Origin of the sequence: Variovorax sp. CAN15 (assembly GCF_030462475.1) — a bacterium.
Classification (GTDB): domain Bacteria; phylum Pseudomonadota; class Gammaproteobacteria; order Burkholderiales; family Burkholderiaceae_C; genus Variovorax.
The window spans coordinates 1-18,162 of the sequence record NZ_JASMRZ010000098.1 but is presented as its reverse complement, the minus strand read 5'-3'; the positions used below and the strand labels follow the sequence as shown (position 1 = coordinate 18,162).

Below are 18,162 nucleotides of genomic sequence, written 5' to 3'. Positions count from 1 at the left end.
CCGAAGCGCTGCTGCCCTGCACGTTCTGCACCGCGCTGGAGGTCGACAGGCCGTTGCCCGCCAGCGTCAGGCCGTTGGTGGCGCTGTTGGCGGTGGCGGCTGCGCTGGCGCTGTTGCCGTTCGATGCCACGCTGGAGCCGGTCACGTCGCCGCCGATCTGGGTGCGGATCTGCGATGCGGTCGCGCCCGGGGCGTCGCCGGAACGCAGCGAGGCGGTCAGGCTGCCCGAGGCGTTCTGCACGCTCTGCACGCTGAAGGCGGCGTCGGTCGTGGCCGTGCCGCCGGTGCTCACGGCGCCCGGCTGGGCGGTGAGGGTGGACAGCGTGTTGCTCGAAGCATCGAGGGTGTTGCCGCTCGCGCGGTTGCCGTAGGCCAGTGCCTGCAGCTGGTTGCCCGAGGTAGCGACCGTGGATGCGGCGACGTTGTCCTCGATGGCCGTGGCCACCACGTTGGCGCCCGAGGCGGTGGCGGTGATGGTCGAGCCGGCGGCGTTCTGCACGCTGGTGACGTTGCCCACCGATGCCGCGCCGGCCACGGTGGTGCCGGTGCCCAGCGCCAGCTTGGCGGCGTTGGTCGCGTCGTTGCCGTAGGCAGCGGCGACGAAGGCGTTGCCCTGGTTCGACACGCTGCCGCGGGTGACGTTGCCCTCGATCAGCACCGTCTGTGCGCCGATGGGCAGTACGCCCGTGCCGTCGGCCGTTGCGCTCACCGCACCGGCGGCCGTCTGGTTGCTCAGCACGCCATAGGCTGCGGTGACCGAGGCGGAGCCGAGCAGCGGCGTCGCGATCGAGGCCGGCGTGCCGGAGGGCGCCACGGTGGCGCTGTTGGCGGCCACGTTCAGGCTGTTGGCCGCCGAGTTGGCATAGGCCACGGCGCGCTGCAGGTTGTCGGTGAGCGCGACGGTGCTGTCTGTGGCGTGCGTGCCCAGGTAGGCCGCGGCGCTGGAGCCCGCGAGCACGGCGCCGACCGGCGAGCCGCCGTCGGTCACTTGCACGTTGGCCAGGCCCGCGCCCGAGCCCACGGTGGTGCCGGTCAGCGACAGCGCATTGCCGGCGCTGTTGCTCACGCCCACGGCTTCCTGCGTGTTGTTGTCCACGGTGAAGCTGCTGCCGTGGATGGTGTCGCCGCCGGTGCCGCGCGAATCGCCCGTCAGGCCGACGACGGAGCCGACCGTCTGCGCCGAGACCGGTGCCGAGTAGTTGCCCTGCAGGTTGGTGACCGTGGCGGCGCCGAACGCGTTGACGTTGCCATCCGGCAGATTGCCGCCCATGAGGGAGACGCTGGCGCCCGACAGCGGCAGCGCGTTGGCTTCGAGCGCGAGGCTCTGGCTGGCGTTGTTGCCATAGGCGGTGGATGCGGAGCGGTTGCCGGTGACGGAGACGGCGGCGGCGTTGTTCGTGCCGTTCTCCGATCCGGTCATCGCGCCGATGAAGGTCGGGCCCGAGACGGCGCTCACGCCGCCGTTGTAGTTGCTCTGCTGGTTGGCCAGCGCGGCGGTCGCGGTGAACGTGGCGGCATCCTTGCCGCTGAGGATCGCGTTCGACGCGGCATTGCCGGTTGCCGAGGCGGAGGTCGCGTTGTTCGCGACGGTGACGGCGCCGCCGTCCAGCGACTGCACGCTGGCCAGCACGCCCGAGCCCTGCGTGGCTGCCGAGAGCGAGACGCCCACGTTGCCCTGGTTGTTCGACACGGCCAGGTCGGCCATGAGCGTGCTCGACAGGCTGCCGGCGCTGTAGGAACCGTTGTTGATCGCCGGAACGCCGGAGCCGGAGACCGACACGCCGTCGGCCAGCACGATGCGGTTGCCGGCCGCGCCGGCGGTGGCGCCGAGAGCCTCGTTGCCCGTGGCGGTGCTGGAGATGGTGTTGCCCTGCACCGAGAGCGAGCCATTCAGCGTGTTGGTGTCGCCGGTGGCATTGCCGCCGACGGAGGCGATCACGCTGTTGCCGTTGGCCGAGGCCGTGTGCGTGACGGGAGTGATCGACTGGTTCAACTGCTGGTTCGAGACCACGGCCGAGCCGGCGAAGGCCGGCGCGCCGCCCGACTGCACGCTGATGGTGCTGCTGGCGGTGTTGCCCTTGAGCGTGGCCGAGACCGTGTTGCCGTCTAGCGCCGGTGCGGCGGCGACGCCGTTCTCGCCGTCGGCCGTCAGCGTGAGCGACACTGCATTGCCGCTGGCCGTGGCCGACGATGCCCCGCCCGCGCCTTGCTGCACCGAGGTCGAGACCAGGCTGCCGTGCGCCGAGCTGCTGCTGCCCGCGGGTGCATAGCTCAGCACGACGGAGCCGGGAACGGAGGAGGCGTAGTCGACCGGCACCGTGCCGGAGATGGTCGAGGAGCCGCTGTTGATCGTGGTGTTGGCCGAGATGGTGTTCGCGGTGTTGGCCGCGCCGCCGCTGGAGAAGCCGTCGAGGTCGACCTTCACCGTGTTGCCGGTGGCGAGGCTGGAGACCACGCCGCTGTTCGTCTGGACGCCGAGCGAGGCTGCGCCCTCGGCGGGCACGGGGCCGGTGCCGCCCGCGAGCGACAGGTCGACGGCGTTGGTGAAGGCATTGGCCGTGGCGCTGGCCTTCACGCTGTTCTGCGTGACGGTGTTGTTGCCGCCGGTCTGGCCGCCGGTGGTGGTGACGTCGATGACGCTGCCGGCGGCGGTGGCCGTCACGGGCTGCGACTTGTCCTGCACCGACTGCACGCTCTGGTAGGCCGTGGTGTTGACCGCCACCGTGGGGATGGTCGAGACCGAGGTGTCGGCTGCCTGCGCGCCGCCGGCCACGAGCGTGGCCAGCACGGCCAGGCCGATGCTGCTGAGCGGCGCGCCGTTGGCACGGCCGCGCGAATTCCTGCTGCGGTTCTTCTGCATGGTTCTTCCTTTGATGGATCTGGAAAAAAGACGGGTTCGATGAAAAGCGGGATGACGGACGTCGTGGCGTCCTGGAATGAAGACTTCGTGGTGCCTCTCGGTTGCTTACTTCCCTCCGGTTGGGTTCTCCTCACGGACCGGACGGGCCGGCCCACCCCTCCCCGCGCCCTGGACGCGGAGCTTGGCGATCTCCTGCAGGCCGGGACCGTCGCGGTGGATCGACGTATCAGCCTTGTCTGGACGCCATGTGACGCTGATGCCGCCCGGCGCTATGCCGCGCGACGCGAGCGCGGTGGTGACCACGCCGACGCGCTGGTCGATCAGCATGTCGCGCTTGCCCGCGTCCCAGTTCTCCGTGTCGCGCGCGACCAGCACCACCTCGGTGGGCGCCTTGGCGGCGGCCGACGCGATCTGGTCGATGAGGTTCAGCGTGCCGCCGGTGAGCGCCGCCGCGCCGAACTCGAAGGGAATCTGCAGGCTGGAGCCCGCGAGGCTCGTACCCGTCTGGCTGGCCGCGTTGACGGCCTCGCCCTGCTGTACCGGCATGCCGGCCGAGTCGACGAGGGGGTTGGGCACCTTGCGCAGCTGCTCGGCGGGCGTGAGGCCCAGTTCGCCGGTCATGCGCATGCCCAGGCACGGGTTCGGGTCGACCTTGGCCACCGCGGCCACCAGGCGCACCACGCCTTCCTCCAGCGCGGCGCGCACGCCCATCTGAACCGGCTCCTGGCCCTTGGCGCCGACGTCGATGTCGTACAGCTTGCTGCCGAAGAAGCGGAACACGTTGAAGCCGACCTCGTAGCCGTTGAACTGCTTCGTCAGGCTGATGGTCTTCACGATCATCAGCGTCTTCGTGTCGACGATGCGCAGGTCGATGCCCACCGACTGGCTGAAGGTTCGCGCCTTCACGCCCACCTGATTCACGCCGATCTCGGCGCCGCCGGAGTTGATGTTGTAGTTGAGCTCGGTGATGCCGCCCACGATGAAGTAGTCGGACTTGTTGATCGAACCGCCGAAGTAGGGCAGCCACGGCACCGTCTGGCCGCCGTTCGGGCCCGCGAGCTGGTGCGAGCGGCCGTCGCCGAGCTGGCGCCGGTCGGCGTAGCCGAGTTCGCGCTCGGCGATCACCGGGTCGAAGCGCTCGGCCACCTGCACCGCGCCGCCGAGCTTGCCCAGTGCCGAATACACCATCAGCGCGCCGCCCTGCGTGATGGCATTGCCCTCGTTGATGCTGTACTTGCCGGTGTAGTCCTTCACGTCGCCCACGGTGATGACGATGGGCGGGCGCTGCGTTCCGGTCATTGCGGACGCGACGTGGTCGCCGAAGCAGGCGAGCACGGCCTCCATGGGCGTGACGTTCTCGCGCACGGCGGGGCCGAGCACCACGGGTGCTTCCTTGGGTGCCATCTGCTGCTGCGGCGCGACGACGCAACCGGCCAGGCTCATGACGGCTGCGGCTGCGGCTGCGGCTGCGGCCAGGGCGCGCGATGCGGCTTTCCGGCGCGGCAGCGCGCGGATCGACTTGATTGGGGTCATTCCTTTTTCTTCCCTGTCGGTTGGGTGGTCAGTTGAGCGCGCCGAATGCGCAGGCCGAGCTGCCGCTGATGCTTGCGCTCTGGCTGCCGGTGTTGGTCTGGTTGGAGTTCAGGGCCTGGCTCGACCAGCCCTGCACGTTGCTGGTGGTGGAGCCGATCACCGCCGAACCCACGGCGCCGCTGTTGGCCTGGCCCGTGTTCACCGTGCCGGTGCCGCCGATGCCCGTGCTCGAGTTGCCGGTGGAGTTGGCCGAAGCGCCGCTGGTGCCGGGCGAGTTGGCCGTGGTGCTGTTGGTGCCCTGGTTGCCCTGCGCGGTCGAGGTGACGTCGCAGTTGTACTGGCGGCCGACGTAGTTGTTGGTGGTGTAGTTGGCCGCGCCGTAGGAGCCGGCCTTCTTGCGCTGGATCATGTCCTGCACCGCTGCCTGGTTGGCCTTGTCGGCGGAGGTCTGGAACTGCCAGGCGCTGTTCTCGCCGACGTTGTTGGCCGAGGCGCATGCGGCCGCGGCGGCGAGAAGCGCGCACAGCGCGGCGCGCGCGGCATTCGAGGAAAGAGAGCGTGTGGCGGCGGAGGGCGACGCGCCGGTGAGGGCCGGGGCAAGTTGGGTGGGCATGGAAATCCTGCGCAAGGAAATGGAAAGAGATGGAATCCGGGAGGGCCAAAGAGAGCGCGACGGGTTCAGGCGCGCATCGCCCTTTGCACGGATTGGGGAAAGCCGGGCCACGCGAGCAGTTCGCCGCCCTCGCTGCGCGATGGCGAGCTCAATGCCGCCGGTGCGTGCAGCGCGGCTTCGAGCGCGCGGTACTGCGCGGCGGCGATGAGGTCCTGCTCGCTGGCCCCGGGGTCTCGCGGGCCGCATTCCTGCATGAGTTCCTGCACGGCGCGCTGCATCTGCAGCAGGTCGGTGCTCAGGCGCGCGAGGCGCAGTTGCATGTCGGCGGGAATGCTCATGCCTTGCCTCCTTCGCGGCCGATGCCGTAGCCCTGCAGCCATTGCGCGCCAGCATTCGATGCGATGTGCACGTCGTCGTCGCGCTCCACGCCGTCGACCACCACGTGCGGCGCGAAATGCACGCACATCGCGAGCATTCCGCGCAGGCATTCGCGGCCGAACTCGCTGTCGCGCGCACGGCGCAGCAGTGCCGCGTCCAGCTTCACGATGTCGGGCCCGCAGGCCTGCACGGCCGCGAGGTTGTCGGCGCCCCCGCCGAAGTCGCGGATGGCGACGCGGCAGCCGCGCAGCTGCAACTGCACGCAGAAGTCGTGCGCCGCCTCGAGGTCGGGCAGCGCGGCGCTGTCCGCGATCTCGATCACCAGCCGAGAGGCCAGCGCGGGCTCCTTGTCGAGCACCGCGAGCAGCGAAGCCCACCAGTGGTCGATCCGGACGCCCTGTGCCGAGATGCTCACGCCCACATGCACCGAAGGCTGCAGCCGCAAGGCCGCCACGGCGCGCCGCATCACGGTGCGGTCGAAGGCGCGCGTGAGGCCCAGGCGCTGCAGGCAGGGCGTGAACACCTCCGGCGCGAGCGAAGCCGCTTCGCCATGGCTCGGCGCGATGCGCGCGCGGCCCGCGCGGTAGAGCGTGGTCGCGATGCTGCCGGGGTGCACGACAGGCTGCCACGAGAACGACAGCTCTTCGGCCCGCAGCGCCTCGCTCACGCGCACCGCGACATCCATGTCGGCGCGATAGAGCTGGCGCCAGCCGTCGGTGCGGCTCTCGCGCGAGTCGGGGAAGGGTTGCGCGGTCCACAGCATGAGCTCGACCTCCGAAGCGCCGAGCTGCTCCGGCGAGCGCACGTCGATCCAGTCGGCATGCAGCTGCACCAGCGCGGCGATGCCGCCGGCACGCACGGGCTCGGTGCCCAGCACCGCGAGCAGCGTTTCGATTGGGCGGGAGGCATGCGGCGCGCTACCCGGCTCGCGCATGCCGGAGGCCTCGCAGTCGAAGGCTTCGTTGGCCCACACCAGGAAGCAGTCGTCGCGAAGCCGGGCCATGTCGCAGGAGGGCAGCGAGGTAAAAGTGGCGCACAGCCGGCGCTGCACTTCGAGGCTCGCGGCCGATGCGAAGTCCTGCCCGTAGGCTTCGGCCAGATGCGGCAGGTTCGCGATGAACACGAAGGCGCAGGCCCGGCGCGCGGCGACGCGTTCCGCAGGCGCGCCGGAGGCCCTGGGCGCGGCTTCCGCGTGCGGGCCATGTGCGCCATGCCAGCGGCTCGCCGCGGACGCGCGCTGCGTCCATGCGGCGGGCCGATGCGTGCCTGCGGACCAGGCAGTCAGTGATGAGAGTGCAGCCATTTGCGTCCTCGATCGAATTTCTTTTTGCTCGAAGCCAGTGAAGAGGGAGCCGGCTGCTTTTCTCGCGGCAACAGTTCCCCATCCCGCGCCGTGGCGCGGGATCAAGACGGAAGACAGGAAATCACCGGACGTGCGAAGGCCCCGCGCAACACGCACCCCTTCGAGGAGTGCCGGCGATCGGCTATCGGGTCACGGGTGAGACGGCGTGCGGTTCGCGGAGGAAAACTCGCGCGGCACGCGGCGGCGGCTAGATGTACGGCATGGACGTGGCCTTGGAATCAGCGGGGCCACGCGTGCGTGTGGCGGACCCGCGAACCGCATTCGGCGGTGCGTACGTTCGGTGGAACGAGGGTCTGCAGGCCATCACGTGCAAGCTCCGTAAGTCAGTTGTGAAACAAAATGAATACTACGGATTGCGGTAGGAGACCGCATTCGCTTTCGGACCGCGAATGTGTGCCAGTTCACATTTGTCAACAATGAATACCAAAGATCACAGTCTCCTGGCTGGCCTGCTGCCGGAAGCATTTGCGCCCTCTCCCTGCAGAATGCCGGGCACTGATTTTTCAATCCTCTTTTCCTGGGCCGTGCCGTCATGCTGTTGTATGTGCTCGATCTTGCAGGCGTCGCAGTGTTCGCGATCAGCGGCGTGCTGGCCGCGGGCCGCGCGGGACTCGACTGGCTGGGGGTGGTCGTGATCGCCTCCGTCACGGCCGTAGGCGGAGGCACCCTGCGCGATCTGCTGCTCGACCGCCATCCGGTGTTCTGGATTCGCGACGTGCGCTACGTCCACGTGATCCTCGCGGCCACCGCGGCGGGCATCGCGTGGGCGCAAGTCATGCCGCTGCCCGAGCACGCGCTGGCACTGGCCGACGCATTGGGGCTGGGACTCTTCGCGATCACCGGGGCGCAGGTCGCCGAGGACCGGAGATTGCCGGCGGTCGTCGTGACGCTGATCGGCACCATGAGCGGCGCGGCCGGAGGGCTGATGCGCGATGTTTTCACCGCGCACGTCCCGCTTCTGCTGAGCAGCGGCATCTACGGTTCGGCCGCCATCGCGGGCATCGTCGCCTATATGCTGCTCCAGGCCGCCGGCACAAGCAGGCGCTGGGCCTTCCATGTGGGTGTGGCGGTGATCGTGGCGCTGCGCATGGGCGGCATCTATGGCGGCTGGCACCTGCCGCTGCTGCACCTGCCGGCATAGGTGCGCGCTTCCTGCCGCAGGCGTCGGCGGCACCGCCCGCTCAGGCGGCAGCGGATCTTGCAGGACTCCTGAGCAGACTCACCACGCTCCCCGCCAGCGCCGCCGACGCAGCCATCGCCAGCCCAAGATGCACCGCGCTGTGCGACGGCAGTACCCCGAACACCAGGCTCATCGCCAGGCTCCCGAACGTCAGCCCGGTGAGCCGCGCGGTACCCTGCGCACCTCCGGCCGCGCCGCTGCGCTCCTTCGGTGCCGAGAGCAGCATGTTCTGGTTGTTGGGCGTCTGGAAGAGACCGAAGCCGAAGCCGGCGAGACTGGTGAACAGCGCGATCGGCAAGGCCGGATTGCCATGGATGGGCCACAGCGCGCACAGCGCCAGCCCGGTTGCGAGGAGCGCGCTTCCGGCCGCGCAGAGCCATGCCGTCGGCACCCGCTGCGCGAGGCGCGCCGACAGCGGCGCGGCCAGCATCACTGCCAGCGGCCAGGGGGTCATCAGCAGGCCGGTGGTAGCGGTGCTCTGTCCCAGCTCGTGCTGGATGTAGAACGGCAGCGCCACGTAGCTTGCCATCTGGCCGGTGAAGCAGCAGACCGAAGCGATGATGGAGATGCGGAAGGAGTGCACGCGCAGCAGGTCGAGCGGGACCAGCGGCGCCTTCTTCGTCGTCTCGCGGCGAACCAGCAGGACCAGCGCGACGACCGCCACGCCCAGCAGCGCGCCGCCATGCAGCAGGCTCGAGGGCAGGCGGTCGCTGCCGAGCACGAAGGTAGCGAACATGATCGCGTTGAGCGCGATGCTCCAGGGGTCGATGCGGTCCTTCGTCGGTGCCTGGCGCGGCAGCTTGGCGCATGCGGCGAGCACGAGGATGCCGATCGGCAGGTTTACCGCGAAGAGCCATGGCCAGTTCGCCGTGGAAAGAATGAATGCGCCGATGGATGGCCCCGCCGCCGTGGCGCCCGCGATCGCGAGCGCATTCCAGCTGATCGCGCGTGCCAGCAGCCGCCGTGGATAGGTGGATCGCAGCAGCGCCAGGCCCAGCGGCATCACCGCCGCGGCGCCCAGCCCCTGCAGGCATCTCGCGGCCACCAGCCATGGCAGCGACGGAGAAAGCGCGCACAGCACCGATGCCACCGTGAACAGCGCGACGCCGCCGGCGAACACGCGGTGATAGCCCAGCCGCGCGCCGATGGCCGAAGCGGGCAGCAGGAACATGACGACGGCGAGCTGATAGGCCGTGATGATCCAGACCGCATCGGCAGGCGTCGCGTTCAGCTGCAGGGAGATGCTCGGCAGTGCGACGTTGGCGATCGCGCCGTCGAGCACCACGAGGGCGCCGGCGCCGAGGACCGCGGCGACCGCCGCGATGCGCCGTGGCATCGGCAGGCCGTCGGCTTCGTTCGCCGCGTCGGTTTCGGCGCAGCGGGAGTCGGTGGCGCAATCACGGGAGCGAAGGGCAGGCGAGAGATGCATGGAAGTGGCGTGGAGAGTAGACGCGCTATTGCGTCGGCTGAGAATAGGACGCCACGGGGCGCCGGCCCAGAGCGCGGCGCGCAGGTTGTTCCTGCATGCCGCGCCTGTCCAGGGCCATGCGGCTGTGCTAGCGTCGGGCATGCCGGACGCCGACCTCAACCTGCTGACCGCGCTGAATGCGCTGCTCTCCGAAGGCAACGTGGCAAAGGCCGCCGAGCGCATGGGGCTGAGCGAATCGGCCATGAGCCGCACGCTCGCGCGGCTGAGGGAGGCGACCGGTGACCAGCTCCTGGTGCGCGCCGGGCGCGGCATGGTGCCCACGCCGCACGCGCTCGTGCTGCGCGACCGTGTGAGGGAACTGGTGCAGGAATCGCATGCCGTCCTTCAGCCTGCCGACGCGAACATGGACCCGCGCGCGTTGCGGCGCCTTTTCACCATTCGGGCCAACGACGGCTTCATCGAAGCCTTCGCGCACGTGCTCGTGGCCCGTGTCGCCAAGGATGCGCCCGGCGTTCGCCTGCGCTTCGCGCCCAAGCCCGACAAGGACGTGCGCCCGCTGCGCGAAGGATTGATCGATCTCGATGTCGGCGTGCTGGGCGATTCGGCGGGGCCGGAGGTGCGCATCCAGGCGCTCTACCGGGACCGGTTCGTCGCCGCGGTGCGCGAAGGGCATCCGCTGCTGGCCGGGCCCGGCATCACGCCCGAGCGCTACGCCGCCTGCGACCACGTGGTCACGTCGCGCCACGGCCGCAAGGAAGGACCGGCCGATGTGGCGCTCGCGGCGGTGGGGCTGGCGCGCAACGTCGCGGTCATCGTGCCCAGCTTCGGCGCCGCCTTGTCGATCGCGGCCGCGACCGACCTGGTGGCCCTGATACCGGCCTCGTACTTCGAACGCCTGAGAACGCAGAGCACGCTGCACTCGTTTCCGCTGCCGATGCCCACGCAGCAGATCACCATCTCCCAGATGTGGCATCCGCGCACGGATCGCGACCCCGCGCACCGATGGCTGCGGGGCATGGTGCTGGAGATGTGCCGGATGCTGCACGGGGACGAAGGGCAGTCGGCGGATGGAGGCCGGTAGCTGGAGAAGAGGGCCTGTTCACACTGTTCGAACGACCCCTTGAATAGTGTGAACAGGCCCTGGTTCTTTCGCATGCTTCCCGATGTTTCCCTGACTCCGGGAACTGCGCCGCCGTGGGGAGAAGCCTTTGCCGTGGCCGCATCCTCGTCAAAATATCCGCCATGGAATCTCTGATCGAACAACTTTCCGACTCGGTGGCTTCGGCCAGGACGCTGGAAGACCTGACCCGCCCGATGCTCGAGATGCTCGGTGCCGTGACCGGGCTGGAGTCCACCTACCTCACCACCATCGACCTCGACAAGGGGCAGCAGCACGTCCTCTTCTCGCGCAACACGCGTCAGCTGAGCATTCCCGAGGGCCTGACCGTGCCTTGGGCCGACACCCTGTGCAAGCGCGCCATGGAGGAGGGCCGCATCTACACGGGCGATGTCGCGAGCTGCTGGGGCGATTCCGACGCGGCGAAGAAGCTCGGCATCCAGACCTACGTGAGCACGCCGGTCAAGACCGAAGGCGGCGACCTGTTCGGCACCTTGTGTGCCGCAAGCGCCACGCAGCAGCCACTTGCGCCGCATGCCGAGCCAGTGCTGCAGCTTTTCGCGCGGCTGATCGGCCAGCAGGTGGAGCGCGAGCTGCTCTACAGGAAGCTCGAGAAGGCGCATGCGGAGGTCGTCACGCTCGCTTCCACCGACGCGCTCACCGGCCTGCCGAATCGCCGCACGCTCATCGATGGCCTGCACCGGCTGATGGCTCAAGGCGAGCGCGACGGCACCAGCGTGCTGGTCGGCTTCATCGACATGGATGGCTTCAAGAAGATCAACGACACCCACGGCCACGACATCGGCGACGAGTTTCTCGTGGCCATGGCCGGGCGTCTGTCGGCCTCGCTGCGCGCGGGCGACATGCTGGCGCGCAACGGCGGCGACGAGTTCGTGGTGATCGGCTCCGGCCCCGCCTTCGACCAGTCGCCGAACGCCGCGGCGCGATCGCTGGCCGACCGGCTGAGCGAAAGCACCGTCGGCGAACTGCGGCTGCACGGCACCACGCTCGACTACCGCGGCGCGAGCGTCGGCGTGGTGGGCGTCGACCCGCGCGCCACCGATGCGGCAGAGGCATTGCGGCTGGCCGACGAGGCCATGTATGCCGTCAAGCGCGGGCGCCGTCCCGTGGCGGATCAGAGGGAAACTGCTTCGGCCTGAATCGCCGCGATCGGGCGCGGAGAGCCACGGTACCCCCTTTTTGCGGCTGTAAATGAAAGCTGTGAAAGCGCGTCGGCGCGGTCAGGGTGGGTTCATAAACCCGTCCCAGCATTGAAATCCAAAGTATTACTTCTTCTAGTGAGCTGCGGGCTCGGCTTCGTTTCGGGGCCGAAGTCCGGAAAGCGATCCGGAGGTGCTGCCATGCGCTTGACCAGCATGAATTCTGTCGGGACTTCGGGAACGGCATATCGGGTCTGGACGGATGACCCCGCGGGTTTTTCTACCCAGCGGATCACGCCGATGCACCACAACTTCCACGAGCATCCGCTGTTCCAGGTGCCCGAACTCGTGAAGCTCGGAATGGAGCTCTCGAAGGTGGAGCAGTGCAGGTTCATGGACCCCAGGCGAACGATTTCGTCCGCGCTTTCGCACGAGGGCCGGCCGCCCGGCGGGCGCAGCATCGAGGAGTTCTTCGAGCGCATGGAGGAGCCGGGCTCGTCGTGCGCCTTCTACAACATCGAAGTCGTTCCCCGCTACCAGGCCTTGCTGCTGTCGGTGGTGAACTCCATGCGCTCGCTCGTGGAACGCGAGCAGCCGGACATCTTCAGGGTGAACGGCTTCGTCTTCTTATCGGCGCCGCCTTCGGTGACGCCCTTTCACATCGACCGCGAGAACAACTTCTGGCTGCAGCTGCACGGCCACAAGATCCTCAACGTCTGGGACCATCGCGACCGCAGCATCGTGCCGGCTGATGCCGTGGAGGACTTCATCGTCACGCAGTCGCTGAAGAAGGTACGCTTCAGCGAAGCCTTCCTGTCACTGGGGCTGGAGTTCGATGCGCGGCCGGGCGACGCCATCTACTTCCCGAGCACCTCGCCCCACATGACCCGCTCCGAGGTCGACGGGAATGCTCCCGGCGACCGCCTTTCGATCTCGATCGGCGTGACCTTCTATACAGCCACGACGCGCGAGGTGGCCCGCATCCATCAGGTGAACCGGGTGATGCGCAAGTGCGGACTGTCGCCGTCGTACCCGCGGGAGTCGCCCACGGCGGACGCGGTCAAGTCGGCCATCGGCGGTTTCGTCGGCGCCGGCCGCGCCCGTCTCGGCGCCGCGCGTGCACGCTTCATCAGCATGACCACGTCGCGGCGCATGAGGCACACGCCGCCACCGGGTTCCTATTGAGCCTGTGTCGGTCGCAGCACCGTTTCTCCCGTGCGGGGATTCGTCAGCGTGACGTTCTCGAGCGCCTTGATCCGCCACTCGCCGGCCTGCCGCGTCAGCACGGCGAGGATCAGCGTATCGACGACGTGAGGCCCCGCCGGATGCGCCGCGCCAGCCGCGAGTCGGCTCCAGAAATGGATGACCGCCGCGTCATCGCCGAGCGCGGCCACGTCGATCAGTTCGTTCTCCAGCGTGGAGTCGCTGTAGATGGTCGCGTGGATCGGAGCATGCAGGGCGACGATCTGGTCCACGCCACGCACGTAGTGCCCGAAACGGTTCACGAAGGTGGCGTCTTCATGGAAGAGAGCGCCGAGGGACTGCATGTCATGGCTGTTCCAGGCAGCCTGGAATGCTCGCGGAGCGTCTTCGGAGGTTCTCATCTGAGTCATTGGAGTCTCTCGAGAGTTTGGGGGATGGCCGGATGCCAATGCCATGAATCCGCCGGCAGGGCTCGTGGGCGCCTAGACCCTGAACCAGATCCTGAGCGTCACGTACAGCGCGTAGCCCAGGGCCAGCACCAGCCACACCATGAAGAGCACGTTGGCCCAGAATTCGCCGGGATTCGCCGCCAGCGTGTAGAGCTGTCCCGAGCAGGCCTTGCCGACGCAAGGCACCTCGCCCTGGACCAGTGCGCGCAGCACGCGGAAGAAGAGATAGCAGGCCACGGCGCCGGCCATCAGGAAGCCTATGGGGCCCACGAGCCCCTTGGTGAGTTCGTCGTTCTCGTCGCGGGGGCCTTTGCGCAGCTGTTTCTGCCCGACCCTGTACCAGGCGAATCCGAGCAGGAGCATCAGCGAGTAATACAGGAAGTCACGCATGTCTTCGAGATGGTAGGCGGGGTTGCGGCCGGTCGGAAGGACGGCCGGGTCGTGCCTGACTGTAGCCCAGGCATCATCCAAAAGCCGGCTCGCCACGTATAGCCGAACACCACGCGCCGCTCCGGGCGTGTCCGAAGAGGAAAACGAGACGCACATGCCGCACGACATCGCATTCGCCATCACCACGGTCCCCCGAGACGCCCGCGTCGACGCGGCGAGCTTCTTGCCCTCGATCGGAAAGACCGGAGCGGCCGATGGCCAGAACGTGCCCGTGCCCCGGATGGCACCGCTTCGCACATGACCGGCAACATGACCACCGTGGCGCTGGCCGGCCTTGCGTGGACCGCCTCGCTGGCACTGCTGACCTGGGCGGCGAGCCTCGCGCGGCATGACGCCAGCCTCGTCGACCGCATGTGGTCGGTCTTCATCGCGGGAGCCGGCCTCGTCTACTTCTCGCTGCTGCCGGCACAGACCGCGCGGGGGCTCGGCATGGCGGTGCTCGGCACCGCCTGGTCGCTCCGGCTGTGCATCTACATCACCTGGCGCAACTGGGGCCACGGCGAAGACCGCCGCTACCAGGCGATACGCGCGCGCAACCAGCCGAATTTCGGGTTCAAGAGCCTGTACCTGGTGTTCGCGCTGCAGGCAGTCCTGGCGTGGATCGTGTCGGCGCCCTTCCTGCCGGGCATGTCGGCTGCGCGGCCGCTTGGCCTGCTCGATGCGATGGGAGCCGCGCTGGCGCTCTTCGGCATCCTGTTCGAAGCCATCGGCGACGCGCAGATGGCGCGCTTCAGGGCTCACCCGGCGAACCGGGGCCAGGTGATGGACCGTGGCCTGTGGCGCTATACGCGGCATCCCAACTACTTCGGCGAGGCCTGCACCTGGTGGGGCATCTGGCTCATGTCCATCGGCGGCGCGGGGTGGGGCGGCGCGTGGAGCGTCGTGTCGCCGCTGCTCATGACCTGGCTGCTGCTGAAGGTCTCGGGCGTGCGCATGCTCGAAAGCGACATCGGCGAGCGTCGGCCTGCCTACCGCGACTACATGGCGCGCACCAATGCCTTCGTGCCCGGGCCGGTGCGCGGCAAGCACGTGCCGCGGTAACCGGTGGCCTTCGCTGCCCGGCGGTGGCACCATGGCCGCGGTGAAGTCCTTGTCGAACAAGTCTGTCGTGGTGGTGATGCGCATCGTCCTCTGGAGCTCGGCACTTCTCGCGCTGGTCATCCTCGCGGGTGCGGTGTACGAGCAGATCGGGCGCTACCGGGCACAGCGTGACTTTCCCGCGCCGGGAAAGATGGTCGATCTCGGCGGGGGGCGAAGAATCCAGCTCGACTGCCGCGGCTTCGGCTCGCCCACGGTCGTGTTCGAGGCGGGGCTGAGCGTCGACGGGTCGTTGAGCTGGTCGGCGGTGCAGCCGGCCATCGCGGCGCGTACGCGGGCATGCGCCTACAGCCGCGCGGGTCTGATGTGGAGTGATCCTTCGAGCGCTCCGATCAGCGCGAAGCAGGTGGCGGCCGATCTGCACGAGGCCCTTGCGCGCGCGGGCGAGCACGGGCCCTACGTGCTGGTCGGGCAGTCGCTGGGCGGGCTTTTCGCCACGACTTTCACGCGGTACTTCGGCGACGAGGTGGCAGGGCTGGTTCTGGTGGACCCGTCGCATCCCGACCAGGTGGCGCGCGTCGCGGCCTACATGACGGAAACCCGCTCGCTGCGCTCGCGTGTCGCGGTGTCGCTGGCATGGTCCGGGCTGCTCAGGGCGATGGCGCCGAGGCTGCTGCGCCGGGCGCCGAACCAGAGCGAGCACGATGCGCGGGCGGTCCGCGCCTACGCGCCCAAGTCCATGGTCACGCAGATGGCGGAGAGCGACGCGACCGATGCCATGCTTGCCGAGGCAGGCGCTTTCCGCGACCTGGGCTGCCGCCCGCTGGTGGTGCTCACCGCGATGGCGCCATACACCGAGGCCGAACTCGGGGGAATGAAGATCACGCCCGCGCAGGGCCGCGAGGTGCTGGCCATCTGGCAGCGGCTTCATGCGGAAGAAGCGGCGTGGTCTTCACGCGGCAGGCACCTGTCGCTGCCGAAGTCCAGCCACGATATCCAGTTCGACGATCCGGCTGCGGTGATCGATGCCGTGCTGTCCGTCGTCGAGACAGTCCGCACGGATGGCGGCGGGCAGCCGTAGGTGCCCGCTACCTTGTCCGAGCCTTACCAGCGGAACTTCACGCCCACGCTGCCTTCGATGCCGCTGCTCTTCGTGCGCACTGCGCCGCCCGAGTCCCAGAGCTTGCCCAGCTCCGCGTACAGGCTCGCGTTCCGCGTGAGCTGCAGCGTGGCGCCCGCCGCCAGTTCGGTGCTGGTGCCGCCGGTGCGGGTGGCGATGTCKGTGTAGGCCGCCGGGCCGACGAAGCGGCTGACATCCGTGCCGCTGCCGCTGCGGTAGACGTTGAAGCGCACGTAGGGCTGCAGCAGGCCGGCGGAAGTGGCGATCTCGCCTTTCACCCGCACACCGGCTCGCGCGAGCCAGCCGCTGTGGCTGTGCTGCTGCACCAGTGCGGCGGCGATGCCGCCGTCGTCCAGATCGATGTGCTGGTGCACCAGTTGCAGTTGCGGCTCGATGGTCCAGCCCGGTGCGATGGCGAAGGACTGGCCGACCTCGATGGAGGCCAGCAGGCTGCTGCCCTTGCCGGAGCTGGAGTAGCCCAGCGTGGGCGACGCCGTGTAGCGATGGCGTCCGGCCTGCAGCACGCCGTCGACGTACAGGCCGCTGTCGTTCTTCCAGGTGGCGTAGGCGCCCAGGTACTGGCTGCGCAGGTCGTTGGAGCCGGCTGCGAAATTCGCGATGCCGCGCGCGAAGCCGCTCACGCTCATGTCGCCATCGAGTTCGCCGATATAGACGCCTGCGCGCCAGTGGGCGTCGGCCCACAGGTCGGTGCCGGCCTGGAAGCCCGAGAGGCGTCCCTTGCTGGTGGGGCTCACGGTGCCGCCCTGGCTGATGGTGCGGTCGGTGCTGATGATGCGGGCCCAGCCGTGGCGGTAGCTCTGCCCGGGCGTGGCGGGGCCCGCGTCGTTGCTGCCGGGAGGGCCGTCGTCGCCCAGGCGCTGCCGCATGCTGCCGAGCATCGACAGGTTGGCCTGGCGGAACTGTTCGGGCAGCGCGGTGTACAGCGGCACTTCGGTGCGGTAGGTCGGGACGGTCAAGCCGCCACTGCCCGCGCCGCTGCCACCGCCACCGTTGGCAGGGGGCGTGACGACCGCGCTGGAGCGCAGATACCAGTTCTCGCCCGCGCCGCTTGCGTCGGCGGCGTACAGACGGTACTCGTAGGCGCCGGCATCGACATGGCCTCCGGCCAGCGCAAAAGCGCTTTTCGTGGTCTGGGCGGTGGTGGTGGCGCCGTTGATCGCGCTGACGACCTCGATACCGTTGCCGGCGGTCAGCGCGCCGAGGCCACCGAGGTTGGTGATCTGCACGTTGGTCGTGCCGCTGGCGATGGCGGTGCTGCCGCTGAGCACGAGCCGATCGCTCGCGCTGCTGCTGTCGCCGAGCGCGGTGCCAAGCCGCAGCGTGCCGCCGTTGCCCGCCCACGGGCCGGTGACGGTGAGCGTGGTGCCGGGTGCGGAGCCGACGAGCGAGACAGTGCCGCTGTTGGCCATTGACGCGATGGTCTGGCTCTGGCCGGCAAGGTCGAGCGTGGCGCCCGAGCCCACGGTGAAGGCGCTGGCGCCGCTGAGCGCGCCAGCCGCTCCGGCGCGCAGCGTGCCGGCGTTGACGCTGGTGGCGCCGGTGTAGACGTTGGCGCCCGACAGCGTCAGCGTGCCCGCGCCGCTCTTCACCAGTGAGCCCGCTCCGGAGACGGGGCCCGACCAGCCCATGTCGTGCCCGTTGGTGTCGATGGTGCCGTTGCCGCCCAGCAGCAGCGGGCTGCTCAGGCTCAGGCCGTTGGCGCCCGCGACGATGCTGGCGGTGGCGCCGCTGTCGATGGCGACGGCGCCCGTCAGCGCCGCGCCGGCATTCAGCGTCAGGCTGTTGCTGCCGCCGGTGAATTCAACCGCCGCCGCGCGGGTGACGCCGTCGCCGCCCATGCCGCCCGCAATGCTGCCGCTGTGCACGATGGCGAGGTTCGCGCCCGCCACGCCGACGCCGCCCGCGCCATTGGCGCCGCTCGCGCCCCCATTGCTGTTGGCGCCGCCGATCCCGCCGTTGCCGCCGGCGATGGAGCCGCTGTTGGTGATCGTCGTGCTGGCGCCCGCCGCCCGCAGGCCGATGCCGCCGTCGCCGCCGGCTCCATCCTCATCGGGCCGACCGGCAACTACACGGCCACCGGCAGCTCGACGGGCGGCGCGGGCGGCAAGGGCGGCGATGCTTTCTCGCAGGGCGGCGGCGGCGGCAGCGGCGGCGCCGGCTTCTTCCTGAATGCGACCACCTCGGGCATCGTCTTCACCAACAGTGGCGCCGTCACCGGCGGTGCCGGCGGCGCGGGCGGCTCCGAGTT

At 69.2% G+C, this 18,162-nt stretch carries 16 protein-coding genes and 1 pseudogene; 8 read left to right on the top strand and 9 right to left on the bottom strand.

Annotated elements, in window-relative coordinates:
* The 5 genes from QMO14_RS30025 to QMO14_RS30005 form a co-directional block, all read right to left on the bottom strand.
* Positions 1-2,860, bottom strand: a 2,860-nt coding sequence (locus QMO14_RS30025) for a beta strand repeat-containing protein (RefSeq protein WP_367618182.1), incomplete at its 3' end; no start/stop codon positions are given.
* Positions 2,861-2,965: 105 nt separating this feature from the next.
* Complete coding sequence (locus QMO14_RS30020; RefSeq protein WP_301511658.1) at positions 2,966-4,393, bottom strand: CsgG/HfaB family protein; 1,428 nt, start codon at positions 4,391-4,393, stop codon at positions 2,966-2,968.
* 28 nt (positions 4,394-4,421) lie between these two features.
* On the bottom strand, positions 4,422-5,006 hold the full coding sequence (locus QMO14_RS30015; protein WP_301511656.1) for a hypothetical protein: 585 nt from the start codon (positions 5,004-5,006) through the stop codon (positions 4,422-4,424).
* 65 nt (positions 5,007-5,071) lie between these two features.
* A complete protein-coding gene (locus QMO14_RS30010) occupies positions 5,072-5,344 on the bottom strand; it encodes a hypothetical protein (protein ID WP_301511654.1) in 273 nt (90 codons plus the stop codon).
* The gene (locus tag QMO14_RS30005; RefSeq protein ID WP_301511653.1) at positions 5,341-6,687 is read right to left on the bottom strand and encodes an EAL domain-containing protein; all 1,347 of its coding nucleotides are present in this window, start codon (positions 6,685-6,687) and stop codon (positions 5,341-5,343) included. The genes QMO14_RS30010 and QMO14_RS30005 overlap by 4 nt, the downstream gene beginning before the upstream one ends.
* 592 nt (positions 6,688-7,279) lie before the next feature.
* On the opposite strand from QMO14_RS30005, the gene QMO14_RS30000 reads away from it, so the two are divergent.
* The gene (locus tag QMO14_RS30000) at positions 7,280-7,888 is read left to right on the top strand and encodes a trimeric intracellular cation channel family protein (RefSeq protein ID WP_301511652.1); all 609 of its coding nucleotides are present in this window, start codon (positions 7,280-7,282) and stop codon (positions 7,886-7,888) included.
* Between the two features lie 40 nt (positions 7,889-7,928).
* On the opposite strand, the gene QMO14_RS29995 is transcribed toward QMO14_RS30000, so the two are convergent.
* Positions 7,929-9,356 (bottom strand): MFS transporter, encoded by a 1,428-nt coding sequence (locus QMO14_RS29995; protein WP_301511651.1) that lies wholly within the window; start codon positions 9,354-9,356, stop codon positions 7,929-7,931.
* Between the two features lie 139 nt (positions 9,357-9,495).
* Between QMO14_RS29995 and QMO14_RS29990 the strand changes: the two genes are divergently transcribed.
* The 3 genes from QMO14_RS29990 (at position 9,496) to QMO14_RS29980 (ending at position 12,818) form a co-directional block, all read left to right on the top strand.
* Positions 9,496-10,437 (top strand): LysR family transcriptional regulator, encoded by a 942-nt coding sequence (locus QMO14_RS29990; RefSeq protein WP_301511649.1) that lies wholly within the window; start codon positions 9,496-9,498, stop codon positions 10,435-10,437.
* Between the two features lie 161 nt (positions 10,438-10,598).
* On the top strand, positions 10,599-11,633 hold the full coding sequence (locus tag QMO14_RS29985; protein WP_301511648.1) for a sensor domain-containing diguanylate cyclase: 1,035 nt from the start codon (positions 10,599-10,601) through the stop codon (positions 11,631-11,633).
* A 300-nt stretch (positions 11,634-11,933) separates the two neighbouring features.
* Positions 11,934-12,818 carry a cupin domain-containing protein gene (locus QMO14_RS29980; RefSeq protein WP_301511646.1) on the top strand — a complete coding sequence of 295 codons (885 nt, stop codon included), beginning with the start codon at positions 11,934-11,936 and terminating at the stop codon, positions 12,816-12,818.
* Here the strand turns inward: QMO14_RS29980 and QMO14_RS29975 are convergent.
* Together QMO14_RS29975 and QMO14_RS29970 are read right to left on the bottom strand one after the other, a co-directional pair.
* A complete protein-coding gene (locus QMO14_RS29975; RefSeq protein ID WP_301511645.1) occupies positions 12,812-13,246 on the bottom strand; it encodes an SgcJ/EcaC family oxidoreductase in 435 nt (144 codons plus the stop codon). The genes QMO14_RS29980 and QMO14_RS29975 overlap by 7 nt on opposite strands.
* A 72-nt stretch (positions 13,247-13,318) precedes the next feature.
* Positions 13,319-13,675 (bottom strand): hypothetical protein, encoded by a 357-nt coding sequence (locus tag QMO14_RS29970; protein WP_301511644.1) that lies wholly within the window; start codon positions 13,673-13,675, stop codon positions 13,319-13,321.
* A gap of 154 nt (positions 13,676-13,829) precedes the next feature.
* Here QMO14_RS29970 and QMO14_RS29965 point away from each other — a divergent pair, with 154 nt between their 5' ends.
* Genes QMO14_RS29965 through QMO14_RS29955 form a run of 3 tightly spaced genes read left to right on the top strand, consistent with a single transcriptional unit; the run spans position 13,830 to position 15,854 of the window.
* Complete coding sequence (locus QMO14_RS29965; RefSeq protein WP_301511643.1) at positions 13,830-13,976, top strand: hypothetical protein; 147 nt, start codon at positions 13,830-13,832, stop codon at positions 13,974-13,976.
* Positions 13,973-14,776 (top strand): DUF1295 domain-containing protein, encoded by an 804-nt coding sequence (locus QMO14_RS29960; RefSeq protein WP_301511641.1) that lies wholly within the window; start codon positions 13,973-13,975, stop codon positions 14,774-14,776. Before QMO14_RS29965 ends, QMO14_RS29960 begins: the two co-directional genes overlap by 4 nt.
* A gap of 31 nt (positions 14,777-14,807) precedes the next feature.
* Complete coding sequence (locus QMO14_RS29955) at positions 14,808-15,854, top strand: alpha/beta fold hydrolase (protein WP_301511640.1); 1,047 nt, start codon at positions 14,808-14,810, stop codon at positions 15,852-15,854.
* A gap of 23 nt (positions 15,855-15,877) precedes the next feature.
* Here QMO14_RS29955 and QMO14_RS29950 read toward each other — a convergent pair whose 3' ends face one another.
* Positions 15,878-17,803, bottom strand: a complete 1,926-nt coding sequence (locus QMO14_RS29950) for an autotransporter outer membrane beta-barrel domain-containing protein (protein ID WP_301511639.1) — start codon at positions 17,801-17,803, stop codon at positions 15,878-15,880.
* Here QMO14_RS29950 and QMO14_RS29945 point away from each other — a divergent pair.
* Positions 17,774-18,162 (top strand): annotated as a pseudogene (locus tag QMO14_RS29945) (hypothetical protein); the annotation flags it as partial. The gene QMO14_RS29950 and the pseudogene QMO14_RS29945 overlap by 30 nt on opposite strands.